Source organism: Clostridium thermarum (assembly GCF_006351925.1).
In the GTDB taxonomy this organism is placed as follows: Bacteria; Bacillota; Clostridia; order Clostridiales; family Clostridiaceae; genus Clostridium_AU; species Clostridium_AU thermarum.
Genome location: NZ_CP040924.1, coordinates 3,098,076 through 3,113,335 on the forward strand (window position 1 = coordinate 3,098,076; position 15,260 = coordinate 3,113,335).

General features: G+C 36.2%; 22 protein-coding genes. All 22 read right to left on the reverse strand.

Translation table 11 applies throughout. The features are described from left to right. Window positions 1-8: 8 nt before the first annotated feature. Entirely contained in the window at window positions 9-572 is a 564-nt protein-coding gene (locus FHY60_RS14020) for a hypothetical protein (protein WP_139905610.1), read from the reverse strand. After that, window positions 569-1,687, reverse strand: coding sequence for a hypothetical protein (locus FHY60_RS14025; protein ID WP_139905611.1), 1,119 nt, complete (start codon window positions 1,685-1,687; stop codon window positions 569-571). The genes FHY60_RS14020 and FHY60_RS14025 overlap by 4 nt, the downstream gene beginning before the upstream one ends. After that, window positions 1,688-3,388: a glycoside hydrolase family 78 protein gene (locus FHY60_RS14030; protein WP_139905612.1), complete on the reverse strand. Its 1,701-nt coding sequence runs from the start codon at window positions 3,386-3,388 to the stop codon at window positions 1,688-1,690. It abuts the gene before it with no gap. Then, window positions 3,388-5,070, reverse strand: a complete 1,683-nt coding sequence (locus tag FHY60_RS14035; RefSeq protein WP_139905613.1) for a phage tail tape measure protein — start codon at window positions 5,068-5,070, stop codon at window positions 3,388-3,390. The genes FHY60_RS14030 and FHY60_RS14035 overlap by 1 nt, the downstream gene beginning before the upstream one ends. Before the next feature lie 177 nt (window positions 5,071-5,247). Then, entirely contained in the window at window positions 5,248-5,661 is a 414-nt protein-coding gene (locus FHY60_RS14040) for a hypothetical protein (protein ID WP_180375417.1), read from the reverse strand. Window positions 5,662-5,694: 33 nt separating this feature from the next. Next, window positions 5,695-6,270, reverse strand: a complete 576-nt coding sequence (locus FHY60_RS14045; protein WP_139905615.1) for a major tail protein — start codon at window positions 6,268-6,270, stop codon at window positions 5,695-5,697. A 12-nt stretch (window positions 6,271-6,282) separates the two neighbouring features. Beyond that, window positions 6,283-6,738: an HK97-gp10 family putative phage morphogenesis protein gene (locus FHY60_RS14050; protein ID WP_243122292.1), complete on the reverse strand. Its 456-nt coding sequence runs from the start codon at window positions 6,736-6,738 to the stop codon at window positions 6,283-6,285. Between the two features lies 1 nt (window position 6,739). Next, the gene (locus FHY60_RS14055; RefSeq protein WP_139905617.1) at window positions 6,740-7,066 is read right to left on the reverse strand and encodes a hypothetical protein; all 327 of its coding nucleotides are present in this window, start codon (window positions 7,064-7,066) and stop codon (window positions 6,740-6,742) included. Continuing rightward, on the reverse strand, window positions 7,053-7,409 hold the full coding sequence (locus tag FHY60_RS14060) for a hypothetical protein (protein ID WP_139905618.1): 357 nt from the start codon (window positions 7,407-7,409) through the stop codon (window positions 7,053-7,055). The genes FHY60_RS14055 and FHY60_RS14060 overlap by 14 nt, the downstream gene beginning before the upstream one ends. Further along, on the reverse strand, window positions 7,378-7,689 hold the full coding sequence (locus FHY60_RS14065) for a hypothetical protein (protein ID WP_139905619.1): 312 nt from the start codon (window positions 7,687-7,689) through the stop codon (window positions 7,378-7,380). The genes FHY60_RS14060 and FHY60_RS14065 overlap by 32 nt, the downstream gene beginning before the upstream one ends. 8 nt (window positions 7,690-7,697) lie before the next feature. Further along, window positions 7,698-7,862 carry a hypothetical protein gene (locus tag FHY60_RS18015; protein ID WP_163215754.1) on the reverse strand — a complete coding sequence of 55 codons (165 nt, stop codon included), beginning with the start codon at window positions 7,860-7,862 and terminating at the stop codon, window positions 7,698-7,700. A 10-nt stretch (window positions 7,863-7,872) separates the two neighbouring features. Continuing rightward, the gene (locus FHY60_RS14070) at window positions 7,873-9,054 is read right to left on the reverse strand and encodes a phage major capsid protein (RefSeq protein WP_139905620.1); all 1,182 of its coding nucleotides are present in this window, start codon (window positions 9,052-9,054) and stop codon (window positions 7,873-7,875) included. Window positions 9,055-9,080: 26 nt separating this feature from the next. Further along, a complete protein-coding gene (locus FHY60_RS14075; RefSeq protein ID WP_139905621.1) occupies window positions 9,081-9,806 on the reverse strand; it encodes a head maturation protease, ClpP-related in 726 nt (241 codons plus the stop codon). Next, window positions 9,803-10,966 (reverse strand): phage portal protein, encoded by a 1,164-nt coding sequence (locus FHY60_RS14080; protein WP_243122157.1) that lies wholly within the window; start codon window positions 10,964-10,966, stop codon window positions 9,803-9,805. The genes FHY60_RS14075 and FHY60_RS14080 overlap by 4 nt, the downstream gene beginning before the upstream one ends. 14 nt (window positions 10,967-10,980) lie before the next feature. Then, the gene (locus FHY60_RS14085) at window positions 10,981-12,651 is read right to left on the reverse strand and encodes a terminase large subunit domain-containing protein (RefSeq protein ID WP_139905622.1); all 1,671 of its coding nucleotides are present in this window, start codon (window positions 12,649-12,651) and stop codon (window positions 10,981-10,983) included. Next, window positions 12,632-12,952 (reverse strand): P27 family phage terminase small subunit, encoded by a 321-nt coding sequence (locus FHY60_RS14090; protein WP_139905623.1) that lies wholly within the window; start codon window positions 12,950-12,952, stop codon window positions 12,632-12,634. Before FHY60_RS14090 ends, FHY60_RS14085 begins: the two co-directional genes overlap by 20 nt. Before the next feature lie 107 nt (window positions 12,953-13,059). Beyond that, on the reverse strand, window positions 13,060-13,332 hold the full coding sequence (locus FHY60_RS14095) for a hypothetical protein (protein ID WP_139905624.1): 273 nt from the start codon (window positions 13,330-13,332) through the stop codon (window positions 13,060-13,062). Window positions 13,333-13,334: 2 nt separating this feature from the next. After that, entirely contained in the window at window positions 13,335-13,688 is a 354-nt protein-coding gene (locus FHY60_RS14100; RefSeq protein WP_139905625.1) for an HNH endonuclease, read from the reverse strand. A 2-nt stretch (window positions 13,689-13,690) separates the two neighbouring features. Continuing rightward, window positions 13,691-13,909 carry an Rpo12/RPC10 RNA polymerase subunit family protein gene (locus FHY60_RS14105; RefSeq protein WP_139905626.1) on the reverse strand — a complete coding sequence of 73 codons (219 nt, stop codon included), beginning with the start codon at window positions 13,907-13,909 and terminating at the stop codon, window positions 13,691-13,693. Between the two features lie 49 nt (window positions 13,910-13,958). Further along, on the reverse strand, window positions 13,959-14,285 hold the full coding sequence (locus FHY60_RS14110; RefSeq protein WP_139905627.1) for a hypothetical protein: 327 nt from the start codon (window positions 14,283-14,285) through the stop codon (window positions 13,959-13,961). A gap of 304 nt (window positions 14,286-14,589) precedes the next feature. Beyond that, complete coding sequence (locus FHY60_RS18535) at window positions 14,590-14,712, reverse strand: hypothetical protein (RefSeq protein ID WP_279230409.1); 123 nt, start codon at window positions 14,710-14,712, stop codon at window positions 14,590-14,592. A 38-nt stretch (window positions 14,713-14,750) separates the two neighbouring features. Further along, on the reverse strand, window positions 14,751-15,260 hold the full coding sequence (locus tag FHY60_RS14115; protein WP_139905628.1) for a helix-turn-helix domain-containing protein: 510 nt from the start codon (window positions 15,258-15,260) through the stop codon (window positions 14,751-14,753).

The following is a 15,260-nucleotide window of genomic DNA, read 5'->3' on the forward strand; positions in this document are numbered from 1 at the left end:
CTCCTGCTTTAGTAACTTGCAGTAAATAGCCCGTAATTGCTTAACTTAGTTATAAGCTCTTGTAATCTTGTTCTAACCGCTGCTAGGTCAGCTTGGCTGTTTGGCATATATGCTGTTTGCTTTGTGATAGGTGAAGTATTAAAAAAGCCTATCCTTGTTCCCTTGTGTTCAAGGTCATTTCTAAATGTTACTTTTCCATCGACATTCAGCGTACTATCAAAATCTACCGCTCCGGTTGCATTTAAGGTTTTAACTTTTGCATTATTGGTTACAGTAATGTCAATAAACGTATTGTTATCCTCACCACTTTCCGGCGAAACATTATAATTAACTTTTCCCAGAATTATATAGGTGCCGGACACTGCTGCCAATAAAACTCTATCACCTATCTGTGGGACATAAGATGCTATATAAGAGTATTGTTTTTCACTTGCGGCGCTCTCACCATCAAAGGTTATTTTTGCAGTATTATTAGGGAATAGAGCGACAACCACGGCCATTCTAAAATTATCATTTGTATCAGCTGTCCCGGTATTCTCAATAAATTCTTCAGCACTTAATATATCACTCATATTTGTATCACTCTCCTTGTGTTATGGATCATTCTTCCGCCGGCAACCAAATTCATGCTCCAAGATGTTTCTGTATACTTAGAAGATACACCTAGTCCTGTATGTTCTATAAACAGCATATCCATGTAACTGTGATGTGGCATTAATGCAGTCTCGAAGATAAATTTACCGTAGACATTGCTGCTTTCATAAGCTAGCCTTTTCACATATTCATCTAATGTAGCTTGGTCAAGTATATCGTCGACCTTATCGCAATCTACTATTATACGCCCTCTGTTTATCGTGCTTGTCTTAGAAGTCGGCAAATCATTGACGTATACGCTTCTAATGGTTTCTTTTTCGGGATTGCTTAGGTACCTAACCCACTTGTTAGGCACATTGAAAAGGTCTAATTCCTCGCTTGCTCCATCATGAATAATACTCAACTCATTATTTCTGTAAGTGTAATCAACTTCTCTATCAGATGGCAGCACATAAGGCTTTGCTATAAAATAATTATTTTCATTCACCCATATGGAAGTATAATTTATCTCTGTAAGTAGCGAATTAATAGCTTCAAGCTTACTTGTGCCTATTTCGAATTCCTTATCAACAGATATAGCCCCAGTATGGTTTGTTATATTTACTTTCCATATACCGGCACCGTTCAGAATATCAGTAATAGCTTTTGTGTACTTTGTCCCGGCAGTTATTCTATAGCGATTATCAAATTTATCCTCTAATAAAACCAAGCTAGAATCATATGCTTCAATATCCCTATAAATTCCCTTATTGAACTCTCGGCGTACAGGCGAGGAAATTAGAAATACACCTAAGGGCCACTCAGCATATCCTCCGCCCGGCATTTTAAGTAAAAAGACTGGCCTAATTCTATCATTAAGCCAGTCTACGTCGTTCAACTCATTTTCTTTGAAAGAAAAGTTTGCAGTTCTTTTTATTTCCGCAAGGCTATTAAAATTAATATTGCTCCCCTGTTTAGATGTAAGTTCTCCTATCTTAACATCATGTTTATTCAATAAATCATATCTAAATTTTACTTCCCTTATACCAGTACGTGCATGGAGTTGATTTCTAATAGCTTCTTCACTATATCCGTTTACGGCAAGGCTAAGCATTTAAATATCAACCTCCTCCGTGTAATCTGTTTCTGATATTGTAAAACTAATGATATACACTGATTGCTCTTCTCTCTCGGATAAACCATTCAAAGTACCGTATATTTTTCTACCTTTACTGTCTCTATATAGCACAGTTTCAGCAAGATCATAAATCTCTAAAAATTGCTCTACTTCATTATAAGTTTTAAATGCAAATTCAAGAGCAATGCCACTCTCGATATGCTCAGAAAATTCAGCTACACCATGCTTTCTTCCGTTGAAATAACTAACTTCACCCTTTTGTATTCTTGATAGGCTCCTAGCTGGTTTTCTGTTGAATCCATGTTTCATTACGAATATGTTATTCAAATCAGTTATAGGTGCAATTAAGGAATGCTTAAAATATGCTGTACCTACTTTTACGTTACTATCTTGATAAGCTTCATCAGTGGTTACAGCTCGCACAAAATATTTGTAATCCTGATTATTTGCAACGGTATTATCATCAAAGATTACATTATCTGTTTTACCTATACATATATACTCTTCTTTGCTATATTCAGAGCGGTAAATTAAATAATATGCTATACTTGCCACCGGTGAGATATGCAGTTGTAAACCATAGTCTCTATTGTAGACTGCAAAGGATGGCTTATTAGGCTTTGTCGTAGATACTTCGAATTGCCTTTCTCCCCAAGCTGACCATATGTCGTATTCATTTTTTACTCTAACTTTTGCTGTGTATGTTCCATCTTCAAGAAATGCTTTTATCTTGTGAGACCTTTCTAAAATGCCCGGGATATTCCCTGAATCATATATAACATTCTCGCCATTTAATATCTGTATTTGATATATCTGCTGCTGTGATGATGCCCAGCTAATAACTGGCCTTGAGGTATTGGGAGATATAGTTTCTATAACTGGTACCGGAGAAGCTCCTATACAATAAAAAGCTGACGTATCACTATACGCACTAACTTCATCATATTCATTGTAGCACCTTACACGCCAGTAGATATTGCCGCCTGGAAGAGTGTTATCCGGCATATCATAATAATTATTAGATGTTGTCTCACTTACAGTATTCCATGTAGCACCGTCGGTACTCCATTCAAAGTCGAAAGCCTTTTGAACTCCTCCAACGCTACTATTATATTTCCAACTAAATCTCAGTGAAGATTGATTATCACGGTATACACCTATTGGATCTATTAGAGTCGGCTTACTCGGGGGTACATCTTCGTAAATTAGTATAATGTAAGGTGCATTTTCACCTCGTGTTGAATGAACTTGTACTATTTCTATTTCTGCATCCTCATAACCATAGCCAGTAGGTGGTTGAACTTTTAAAATATTATTACCGCTCGGATTAACGTGTGCAAATTCGTTATATTCATCATTAATCAAAGTGTGTGTCAAGCCACTAAATGAACCATCTGTATTTATTTGGTTAAATGTTACCGTGTTCTCCGACCATTCTCCACGATGGTCACCTGCCCAAGAAGATAATTTATAACCACCGCCGTTTACTACATACATCATTAATTTTGCGCTTACAATTCTTTTGCGTACTGGCACAGGTAATTCAAATTTTATTAATGCATAATAGCGATCTTTATAAAGATTTAAGTAACTTAAATTACCATAATTTGTATTAGGGTTATTTCTATCCACAAAAGTAGATTCAGTTATTGGAACTTCTACTGTATACTGTGCCATTATGGTTTCACCACCCCTGCTCTTCTTGTTTGCTTAACTTGCTTAATAACATTTAACAGCTTTGATACTTCACTGATCTCTTCCATTTTTACATTAAATATGAACGTATCTCCGCCACTTTCTTGTTCTGCCCCGGCTAACATCTGCATAGACCTCTTATTGCTGTATATCTTTGCACCTGCAGGAGCTTCTATAAGCTCAGGTCCTTCTTCTCCGACCCATGTCCAACCACCTCGCCAGTTACTTGTTCCTGTAGCATTTCTCCCTATCTTGCTACCGGCATTATTAACAGTGCTAGTCATGTTTCCCACGCTAGTCCCTATATTAGCCATGGTATTATTAAGTTCGTCACCTTTTCCGACTATTACCGCTATTATAGCAGCAAGGGCAATCAAAGCAGTAGTTACACCCACGATTATAGCTGTGGTTTTTAATGTAGCCGGATTCATGGCCGAGAACGTATTTGTAACATCACCTATCGCTTTTGCTACTGTTACAGCTACAACCGCTACACTTCCGATTATGGCTACTGTTGCCAGTATCTTAGGGTCTATTTTATTAAGCATTTCAAATAGTCCGGTTAATACCGGTAACATTACTTCGGCTACACTATTTTTAAAAGCTTCTTTTTGTTTATCAAAGATTTTCAACGAATCATCCAATTTTGAGAACGATTTAACGACCTCACTATCCATTACATAACCCATATCATGCGCCTTTTGCTTCAATGCATCTACCTCTTGCCCTGTCATGTTCAAAATCGGTATTAGTTTTTCACCAGTTGTTGATAATAGAGCACTTGCTATAGCGTTTCTTTCAGTTTCATTTTTCATGCTTTGAAGTTTAGTTATAACTTCATCAAACAGTTTTTCTTGAGTTTTTAATTTTCCGTTATTCTCAGTTACTTTTATACCTAATTTACCGAACATTTCTGCACCTTCGCCAGTTCCGTTAGCTGCATCCATAATCTTTTCTGCAAAATTTGCTAAATCTCCACTTGCTTGTTCCATACTATGGCCAAAGTTACTTAACACATAATCCCACTCTTGATATGATTCAATAGACATGCCGGATGTCTGTGATACATTCTGAATTTCTTTTGCATGTTTTGCTGTTTCTATCGTTGCCTTTGACAAGCCTGTTACTAATCCAGCTGTCGCTCCTATTAAAGCTAATGTTGATACCTTTTGCCCATCTAAAGCACTTATAGCATTTTGTGCGCTATCCGGCAAATTTACGCCTAATGCTGATATTAAGCTATTTAATACATCACCAAGACTTCTTCCTTTTTCTGCGCTTTCCTCTTGTGCTTCACTGAACTTTTTAAGTTCTTGCTCACTCTTATCTAGTTCTTTTTGCATTTTAATAAGCTCAGCTTCGGCATTGTTAAGACTAACTTGCCATTTTAAAGTCCTTGCATCTGCTTCTCCGTAGCTTTCCGCAGCGTTATCTAAAGCTGCTCTTAACATTCCAACCTTTTGTGCCTGTTCATATAGTTGTTTCTGTAGCACGGTATTTTTTGCTGTAAGGCCCTCAACAGACTTAGAGTTGTCGCTAAAGCGTGCAGTTACAAGTGTAAGCTCTGAGGCCGTAACCTTTAACCCGGTGTTTATTTCAGAAATAGCCTTTTTAAACTCTCGTTCGCCTTCAAGAGCAATTTGCGCCCCTATTTTACTTGCCATGTTATATCACATCCTCTCCGGGGATGAAATCATCAATACTTTTGTAACGTTTTTCTAATCCGTAGAAGTATTTAAACTCATTAAATAAAAGAATAAGCTTTCTTAAAGTCATTCTCCATACTTCTTTTTCACTATACCCTAGCAAAGTTTTCCCTATAAAAATAAGCTGCGCAAAGTTTATTTCGATTTTCTTCTCAGTTCCTTGTTCTTCAAACTCTGCGCAGCTATCAAGTTTTTTCCTACTTCTTCAATCTCCTGTACTTGCTCCTCCGGCAAACCTTTTAACATTGCTTCTTGCACCTTAGTACTAAGCTCTCTAATAGCTTGTATTCCAATTAAGTACCGACCAAGTTTCTTTTCATCTATGAGTGGCTTTTTATCATTCGGATGCTCTTCATTCCATATTTCAGCATCCTCATTTAACATTTCAACCGCAAGCCACTTTGCAGTCGCTAGTTCATTAAGCGGTTTATTCAACATTTCATCTATACTACCAAATTTCTCTACACATTTTTCAAGCACATTCAAGTTAAATATTAAATTACGCTCAGTATCAAGTGTTATTGGTACTCCCATATTTTTAAAGCTCATAAACAAAAGGCGGTATTAAACCGCCCTCACCTCCTAAGAAAGATTTAATTCTTTTGCTAACCATGCTTTAGCTAGCGCTAAGCTATCAACTGTTACTTCTCTCTTCCACTGACCATCCATTCTACGTGATAAACTTCCCTCGATAGTAGGTGTTTGAAAGTTTACTTGCTGCCCTTTTGTCTCGGTTGATTCATTAGGCTCACTAAATTTCACTTTAGTATAGATTACAGCTCTATATTTTCTAACATTTTTTACTATTTTTGAGACAATAAATCCGAATCCGAAGTATCCAGGTGTGTCTGTATCCTTGCTTACTAATACTTCAACGCTTTCATTTCCTACTGTTACTGTTTCTGTTGTGTTTGCTAGCCAATCTTTTTTTACTTCTGTTTCTAAATCATTGGCTGTGAATGTCATTTTCCCGCCTCTAAATTCTTTTACCGATTCATCTTCGTTATCATCAGCATATAACTTAGATTCTGATATATCAAGGCTCATGTCGACTTTTATAGCCTTTGCTGCAACCTTTCCGGTACCATATTCAAATGTTCCGTTTTCATTTTCCGTTAATGGTGCGTATACGGGGTATTTTAATCCTATAACGGCCATGTTATCCCTCCTTTAGAAATCATATGCTTTAATTTCTTCATCTAACTTTTTTCCCATTTGTTCAATAGCTTTATTTTTAGTCTTATTTACTGCCGGCCTTATAAATGGTCTTTTACGTAACCAGCTTGTGCCAGATTCCATAGCTCTCGCCTTTAATTGGTTCGGCACACCATTTCTATCGTAACCATCAAAGCCTATATGGACATTTGTGTTTCCATTCCTGTCTACACCCGGTGGGGTTATACCAAAAGCCTTGAGCAAATCCCCGGTAAATTTATATTTTTTATATGGTCCACCATTACCCTTACCGACATACGCAGGATCATTTAAGTTATCCATTAAATTCTTTTTTATTTGGTCTGCTACTGGGTTTGCTCCGGCACGGACAACTTTTTTTGCTATTTTCTCCGCATCCTTTCCAAGTTTAGAAAGCTTAGCGGTGTATTCTTCAAGGCCATTAACAACCATCTTAGCCAATACCATCAACCTCCCACAGCCATTCATAGTGAATATAGCTGGTATCTTCTTCGTATTGAACAGAATTTAAGCTCCATGATATATCAGCAGAATCAAGTTTCTGTTGTATCAATTCAAATACAGGATCATGTTCTGTTTTAGTGAAATAGTCTATTGTCCCTTGTAGTGATTGAATTTCTTTCTTATCATCAGCATCAAGTGAATCGCCCTCGCCATCCTCCGCCCACACTATATAATTACCTTTCTGCTTATCAGCAAAATAGTGAAATACCGGCGGACCTATAGTTAAAAGTAAATCTCTTAAATCAACCAATCTCATAAGATTCCTCCAATCTCTCCAAGGATAAATCCATACATGCCGGTTCTATCCCCGGTGGATATTGAATCTGCACTATTTTGTACTGCTGACCATTTACAATAGCTATATCTTGAGTGGATACAGAATTTATTCTAGGCACTCTCAGTATTTGCTCTATTCTTACTTGTGCCTGTGCTGCTGTCCAATACCTCCCCATGCCTACGGTTCGCTCTTCATAGTGTAAAGTACCAACCTTTAGGGTTAGTCCATCCTTAGGCATATTACCGGGTTCAGATATGTTTCCAACACTATAAATGCTAACAATACCGTCATTAAACGTCTGTGTTAGTGTTTTCGGCTTCATACCTTGCCACCTCCTGTTTAATTTGCAGAGATAGCAACTCATGTAAATAGTTAGATTGAAATTGTTCTAGTGCATTAGAACGTACATATCGGCAATAGTCTAAGAGCAATTCTTTAGGTTTTTCCTCTTTAGAATAATCTAACTCTTCACCAGCAACGCTATTTATATACTTCATACCACGTTCTATAATGCCGGTTAGTTTCTTCTCTGTGGCTTCATCATTCCATGTAATATCTAAGTAGTTTTTTACATCTTCCAATAGTCCTTCTGGTAATGCCATATCATCACCTACTTTTTAGCAGCTTTCTTTTCTTTTATTTCCTCCACCAAAACACCAAAAGCGGTCGAGTTTACTTCCTCGAACCGCTTTTTAGTTATTTCAATCTCTTTGCCTTTTCTGTGGAGGGTTTTAGTTTCTTTATCTCGGAATGTCCTTAGAACTTTAACCCTCATAAACTACCTCCTATGCAGTTGGGAAGTCATCTATGTTAGTAACTTCAACTTTTTGAACAACCGGAACTAGACCGCTTATATCTACATAAACAAAGGCGTTTTCATCCAATGCTCTACCGTTACCATACAGCTTGATTAGATATACTCTCTGATCTTCAAGGAACTTGTATTCATCTGAGTATTCTAGCTTTCCACCTTTTGAAGTTCCTAAACCGAAGAAGTATCTCTTAGCTAAGCCGAATACAGCCTTTCCGGAAGGTACTGCCGGAGAAACAACTACCTTAGTTGGATAAGGGAATACCCCTGTTGTGTATCCACCATCTGTTGTCCTTGGAGTAGTTGCTGGGAATACCTTTGTATAGTAATCAGTTGGATTTACAACCATTAATAACTCCGGCACTGTTCTTCTCTTTGAATTTGGACCCTGTGAAACAGTATTTAGTATTGTACCAAAAGTTGTTGGTGAAAGGTCTGTAATAGCTGTGTCTGTCTTTCTTGGATATACGCCATCAACAGCTCCAGATAACTTTCTAGTCATTCCTAAAGGCTTTCCATTACCATCTCCATCAACGATAGCAGCTTCAAGCTCAGTTGCTAAAGCTTCAACCAATAATGTTCTTACATATCTATCTAACCATGCAGGACCAAGGTCAAGCATTGCTTTAGCCACTGGAATAAATGCTGAAAGTTTCTTTTGACCTAATTCAATAACTGCAAATGAACCAGCTAATTCATTACTTATTGTTGCTGTTAAATCTCCCCAACCAGCTACACCAGAAGAAGTTGAAACTATCATTTCAACTAATGCGCCAGTGTTTTGGAAATTGATTGCATCTAACAATGGATGATTTGCTGTTAAATCCTCGAATACAGCATCAATAGTTGTCTTTGGAAGAATCTTATTCACTTCTGTTAATGCCTGTTTTGGATTATTTGATCTCATTGCTTCAATCACAGCTTGGTAATACTGATTTTCTTCGCTAGTTAATTGCCTTACTCCTCTTTGTGCAAGTATACTAGCATCATTGCTCTGTATTGCTTGTTCATATTCGGCCCTCACTGCTTCTTGAATTGATGCAGCAAGGTCATTAAATGCCTGTACATATGCTTCACTATTATTTTCTGTGATAGCTTGGCTCATTCTTTGTAATATTTCTGCTCTTTCTTTTTGTTGTAAATCTAAGTTTCTCATATAATTATCATCCTTTCAAAATAAAATTAGCAGGTCTTAATAGCCTGCAAGAAATTTTTCAAATTATTTTGTTGTGGTTGTGGTTCTGGTGTTGGTTCCTGAACTGGTTCATCTGTAGTTTTTAACACCTTATGTTCTTTAGTCTCTTGTTGTGGTTTTATTAGTTGCTGCATTACTCTTCCCTTAATGCTCTGATTTGGATTTTTGCTAGTATTGTCATTAACAATTGCAGTAGCAAATCCCATACTAAGTGCATCTTGTGGAGAAATCCATGTTTCATTGTCTAGCATTTCTTTAAGTTCTTCCTCTGATATATTTACATGCTGCATATAAGTATTGATTGAAGCTTGTGTCATTGTTTCTAAATCGTCAGCAGTCTTTCTTAACTCATTTGCATTTCCTGCGGCGTATGTCCAAGCATTATGGATAAATAGCAATGATGCATTTGACATTATCCTTTCGTCTCCAGCCATAAAAATAACGCTCGCAATGGAAGCAGCAAATCCATCACAGAACGTTTTAATTTTTGCCTTATGTCTTTTTAATGCGTTATAGATAGCTAATCCCTCAGCTACCTCACCACCATAAGAGTTGATATAAACATTTATTGTATCAACATCTAGCCCTTCAATCTCTTTTGATAATGTATAGCTTGAAACGTCACTATCTTGCCATTCCCACGAAGTTATATCACCGTAAATATTGATATCGGCCTCATTATTTTCTTTAATTAATGAATAATACTTTTTCAACTCTTCTCACCTCCTTCCAATCCTTTTAGCAAATCTTCCACTGATGCATAGTTTTTTGTCATAAAGAATTGATTTGCCCATTCCTCGTCAACTGGCTCTTCGCCGACTATTTTGCGAATGTCGTTTATAGTGAAGCATCCACTTGAAATAAGCTTGTCTATGGATGTTGACACATCTAATAAATCAATGTGCTTAATGGCTTTAGTATCTATAATAATTTTTGTACCTTTTAAGAAATTAGCTTTTCCTATTCTTTTGCGATTAATTTCTTCCTGAAGCATATCACATAAAGGATCTATACAGAACGTCAATAACTGGTCCACTACATCAGATACTCCCTGAACATCACCCCTTAATAATGCTGGAGGAACTCCAAAGGCTTTGGCTGTGAAGTCTGATATATCATCAATCATTGCTCTTATGTCTCTGGTGCTTTCGTTTGCATATGTTTTTGAACCTATATCTGTAAAGCTTTGTCCTTTTCCTAAAGGAATAATAGAATCTCCAGATTCCATAAAATGTTTAAATTTTTCATTTATCAAGGAATCAAAAACTTTTCTTTCTTCTGTTCCTGAAACTGGTATTGTATCGTAAGTAAAAATTCCTTTAGTGCCTCTAGATTTCTGAAAAGCTTTCATTGCATAGGAAATTAATTTTAGATAGCTTTCATATAAAGCATTAGTAACTTTACGCATATCCTTTTGATATAACTCAAAATACAAAACTTCAGACTGCTTAAATGTCCTGTTAAAAGTAAAATCTTTTACAGTAACTTGTGAAAATACATCCTCGTATACTGCATACGGTGTTTTTTCGTAACTATCAGCTACAAGTAATTGACCGTTACTTTCAATAATAAGGCATTCATTTTCTGCATAAAGTTTACTTATCCATTTATGAATGAAGCTACTTGAATTTTGATTTTTATTAGGTTCGACATTCCATAAGTAGTATTCATCCCCCTTTCTTTCCTTGCCATCTACATAAGTTTTAAACTCACATTTACTAATTGCATTAGCAATAAGGTTTACTGTACTCCAAAAGGCTACTTCACGAATATGGACCTCGTTAAAATACTGTTCTATTGCTTCATCAATTTGTGACCCACTTAGCGGAACTGAACCACCTAATTTTTTTGCCAACCAACTAATTAACCCCAAGTCATCACCTCCCCCTATAATGTAATCACTGGTAAATCATAATAAGTACATTCTCCAGATCCAAGTTCATCCTCAACTACCATTGAATGTACCAAGGCCATAAATGGGTCTGTTTTCCTGCTTTTACTTTCTATCTTTCCGTAATAGTAGTTTCCTGTATCTGTGCCTTGCTTTTTCCCAGATAGAATTAATTTTGTATTGTTAGTTGCCCATCTTAGAGCCGGGTTATCACCCCAAACAAAAAGCTGCTTATTAAAACAGCTATCAATTACAGGTTGGATTTTCATAATATCAGATGGCCTAACTAAATACACATTCTTTCTTTCTTTTGGATCAAATCCTATATCCTCTAATGCTTTTTTCATTAATTGGTATCGATAGTTATCTATACCTAGCTTTTTAATATTGTACTTTTGGCCCATTTCAAATATATATTCCGTTAACATTTCAGCATGGATTTCTACATCATCAACTGCAATACAGGTATCCCATTCTCTCCAAGGAGCTTTTATTCTAAACAAGTCGGGGTTTTTAGTGCATACCCAATATCTACCGAAATCATATCTTATATCACCTTTTCTAAAGTGAAAATTAACTGCTGCCCAGTCTCGCATAGAAGCATAATCAATACCAACTGTACAACTCCATCCAGTTAATTCTGGCAATGGTTTATTTGTCGCTATTATATTAGCCCATTCTGTAACTTGCAGTTCTCTATTTCCTTTTGGCCAATTTAATCGCTTAGTATAAAATTCTTCTTCAAGTGCCGGTTGGTACTTCATTTGTATAAATTCCTTTTCCATTTCCTTTTGCAGTTCCGGGAAATACTTAAGAGAAGGATTTGCCTTGTGCCACATTTCCGGGTTTAATGCTTCTTCTTCGCTGTCTATGTGATATAAGAGTGGCAGCCACCCTAAATTTTTAATGGTTCCATTCAGCACATCTTTCGCTATAGCTAACATATCATCAAGTACACCCTCACGAACATTACCGTTTGTAGTAATATAAAAGGCTCTGGAATGTTTTTTCTTTCCAAAGCCTGAGGTAAATACTTTTATATTGTCATAGCTCTCATAACCGTGTATTTCGTCGAATATAAGGCAAGCGCTTCTTTTACCATCTTTTGTTTTTGCATTTGAGGTGTTGTATTTTATATAAGACTTAGTTTTTAGATTAGTTATAACTTCTTTAGTTTTATAGAAAAACTTCTTTAGCTTACTCCAAAACCTTTCAAGCACCTCATAAATGTCAAAGAAAGATGTTTCTGCTTGATCCTGACTGTTTGCTATAATATCAACGTTATAAGCTTTTACACCGTGATAATGTGTAGTTAGATACCAAGCAATTGGCGAAATAAATCCGTTTTTACCGTTACCTCTACCCATTAATATAAAAATAGTATCAAATACTACTGTATCGTTCGATTTATAATAGCAGTGAATTAATGCAATAATAAAAAGCTCCCAATCTAGGAGCTTGATTTCAAAATACTTTTCAATTAGTTCTACTGCTTTATCTATTTTTTCGGTATCAATAAAAACATCTTTATTATTTAATTTTTCTTCAACATAATCACATGCCAGTAAAATATCCTCGCTGACTATGTTTTTACCGGTCCGGCAATCATCAATATACTGGTCAATATATGGATGATAGTTTTTTATCCTACATTTCCTCGTCGTCATCTACATCACCATCCTGGGATGGCTTTATTCCAAGTGCATCTAATAGCTTAAGCATTTGTAGATTTACTTTTAGCAGCTGATCTACACTGTCATTCTTTTTGTATCCCCATTGATTTTCACCATTTTGGTATTTGCAAGTTACTCCACGCTCTTTTATATCTTGAATTAACTTCTTTTTAGTATCATAAAGTTCCATGTAATCATCCACTAAGTCTATGTAATACTTCCCCGTGGTTCCATTGCGGTCAAGCTGGTCTAGTAGATCTTGTTTTATCTCTGTTTTTGTTGCTTTCTTTGCCAATATTACCACCCCCCTCACGTGAGAAATTGAAAAAATCTCTTTTGTCTACCCCCCAGCCGAGTTACAAGGGTCAAAATTAAAATGCGTTTTATTTCGACCGGGGGTAACTATATATACTTCCAATACTCATGCATCTCATCAAAGATAAATCCATTCGTATTCATTCCATCATGTTTAGGTCTTACAAGATATTCCTTCTCTTTGTTTGTGAAGTGACCAATAAGTAATTCATTAGAACTTACTCTTCTTCCAGCCAATACTCGTTTTCTCCCTGCTTCATCATAAGGAACGTGCACCCACTGATTAGCTTTAAGCCTTTTGTCTCTAGCAATACCAAATGCCCATTTGCGGTCTATTGCTGATATTAAGTATTTCTCCATGTTTACCACCTCTCTTCCGTTAAAGGTTCCTTCTTCTCTTTCTGCCTATAACCATGCCTAGCTTCATGGCAATCATGACACAGTGGAACAAGATTGATATACTCTTTCCCCTGGAATATATAAGTCTTGCTTAATGCTAACCTTGGATGCTTTCTTACGTACTGAATATGATGCACATGATTAGCTTCAGTGTAATATCCTTTAGCCTTACAATCTTGGCACTCATGCTTATATTCTTCTAGTACTTCTTTCCTTAATCTTCTCCAGTACTTAGAGTTATAAAATTCCTCTAGCCTGTCCTCAGCTATTAACTTGCTTACCCACTTTCCAACCTCGTCTTGATTAGATACATTCATATCTATCTCACCTGCTTCAATGCTCCGTTAACTCTCTTATATACCCTTTCTTTCATGCACTCATTTAAATTGTCAGTACCCTTTCCTTTGCTCAACCTTTTACTATTGCAGTAAGGACATGCCAAATATCTATCCTTTGGCATACTGTCTACATCCTCAGTAAGCAATATAAATTCCTTTTGGCATGTTCTACACTTGTATGTTGTATAGATACTTAGCATGTTCTCACCTCATTTTTTATAAAATAATAAGAGCCTTTACATTAGGCTCTTACTTTTCCATATTTTCAACTATTATTTCTTGTAATACTTCTACTAAATCACGTTTTCCTATAATGTCAATCGGTTGACCCCAATCATCATGATTATATATCTTCTGTTTTTCCGCTATTTCTGCTTCTCTGATTATAAACTTTTTCTTTGCTATTTCAACTTCCCATGCTAGTGGCCACTCACCTATTTGTGTCCTTTTAGCTGATAGACTAAACGGTGAGTTGCTTAGCTCCTGCGTTAATTTAAATAATGTGTTATCAATCTCTCTACTTCTGTTATTTTGATTATCTACTATATTTCTTACTTCTTTTGCCCATTCTCTCACTCTTTCCACCTCCCTTCCACATACTAACTTCTATGTTAAAAGGAGGTTTCCTTCTTTTGTCGAACTTTTATATAAAAGAAGCAGCCAACAAATTGCTGACTGCCTATCTAAAAAGGGGGATACTATATAAAAACATCCCGGCGATAATATTCCGAGATGTTTCTATGTCGCGATTATTAAATTTACTCCATAGCAGTCTGTAGTCCCTGCTATAGTTTTTCATACTATCATTTTACTACTTATATATGGGCAATTCTAGGACATCATTTTGACATTCTTTAGACACTTAGTATTGAATTATGAGCTAATCTGCTTCTTCGTAACCATCTTCGCAAGGCTCAAAAATATTGATTATCTCTTTATCTTTAAGACCGCAGTACATCTCATTTGAATCACATTCAAAATGCAAACATTCATCACATCTCATAAAAATCTCCTACCTCACCTTACTTTTCCCACCAATTTTCATACTGCATCCATCTTGAGCCCATCTATACCAAAGAGCAATACTCCAAGCTCGTTTAACATTTCGTTGATCCAGCGCCTGGTGGTCCTTTCATTACAATTAAGCCTTTCAGCTATTTGCTCATAGGTCAATTCATCTAAGTAAAAATACTCTAGTGCCTGATACTTTTCCAAAGAGCATAATCTAGTCTGCTTCTGCTGTAATAACGCCATGGCCATATCAACATGAGCTATCATAATAAGGGTTTTAGCTTTGCTTCGTTTGATTGATAGTATGTAGAGCTCATCGCTGCTTAAATCTCCAAGCTCTTCTAAACCTTCTTCTAACTTATTAACATCATCAATGGCATTTTGAACATGGCTCTTTAAATCATTATAATGTTTAAGCAGTAACCTAGTATTATGAAACACTTTCTTCTTTTGCTCCTCTCTTTTCTCCTTGTCAAATTCCTTGATGGCTTCTTTGGTTGCTTTCTTTATAGTCTCATCAATGTTTATCTTCTCCTTCAT

Coding starts and splice junctions, on each gene's coding strand:
- FHY60_RS14020 (WP_139905610.1), bottom strand. CDS start 572: ATGAGTGATATATTAAGTGCTGAAGAATTTATTGAGAATACCGGGACA.
- FHY60_RS14025 (WP_139905611.1), bottom strand. CDS start 1,687: ATGCTTAGCCTTGCCGTAAACGGATATAGTGAAGAAGCTATTAGAAAT.
- FHY60_RS14030 (WP_139905612.1), bottom strand. CDS start 3,388: ATGGCACAGTATACAGTAGAAGTTCCAATAACTGAATCTACTTTTGTG.
- FHY60_RS14035 (WP_139905613.1), bottom strand. CDS start 5,070: ATGGCAAGTAAAATAGGGGCGCAAATTGCTCTTGAAGGCGAACGAGAG.
- FHY60_RS14040 (WP_180375417.1), bottom strand. CDS start 5,661: ATGAGCTTTAAAAATATGGGAGTACCAATAACACTTGATACTGAGCGT.
- FHY60_RS14045 (WP_139905615.1), bottom strand. CDS start 6,270: ATGGCCGTTATAGGATTAAAATACCCCGTATACGCACCATTAACGGAA.
- FHY60_RS14050 (WP_243122292.1), bottom strand. CDS start 6,738: ATGGTTGTTAATGGCCTTGAAGAATACACCGCTAAGCTTTCTAAACTT.
- FHY60_RS14055 (WP_139905617.1), bottom strand. CDS start 7,066: ATGAGATTGGTTGATTTAAGAGATTTACTTTTAACTATAGGTCCGCCG.
- FHY60_RS14060 (WP_139905618.1), bottom strand. CDS start 7,409: ATGAAGCCGAAAACACTAACACAGACGTTTAATGACGGTATTGTTAGC.
- FHY60_RS14065 (WP_139905619.1), bottom strand. CDS start 7,689: ATGGCATTACCAGAAGGACTATTGGAAGATGTAAAAAACTACTTAGAT.
- FHY60_RS18015 (WP_163215754.1), bottom strand. CDS start 7,862: ATGAGGGTTAAAGTTCTAAGGACATTCCGAGATAAAGAAACTAAAACC.
- FHY60_RS14070 (WP_139905620.1), bottom strand. CDS start 9,054: ATGAGAAACTTAGATTTACAACAAAAAGAAAGAGCAGAAATATTACAA.
- FHY60_RS14085 (WP_139905622.1), bottom strand. CDS start 12,651: ATGACGACGAGGAAATGTAGGATAAAAAACTATCATCCATATATTGAC.
- FHY60_RS14095 (WP_139905624.1), bottom strand. CDS start 13,332: ATGGAGAAATACTTAATATCAGCAATAGACCGCAAATGGGCATTTGGT.
- FHY60_RS14100 (WP_139905625.1), bottom strand. CDS start 13,688: ATGAATGTATCTAATCAAGACGAGGTTGGAAAGTGGGTAAGCAAGTTA.
- FHY60_RS14105 (WP_139905626.1), bottom strand. CDS start 13,909: ATGCTAAGTATCTATACAACATACAAGTGTAGAACATGCCAAAAGGAA.
- FHY60_RS18535 (WP_279230409.1), bottom strand. CDS start 14,712: ATGAGATGTGATGAATGTTTGCATTTTGAATGTGATTCAAATGAGATG.
- FHY60_RS14115 (WP_139905628.1), bottom strand. CDS start 15,260: ATGAAGGAGAAGATAAACATTGATGAGACTATAAAGAAAGCAACCAAA.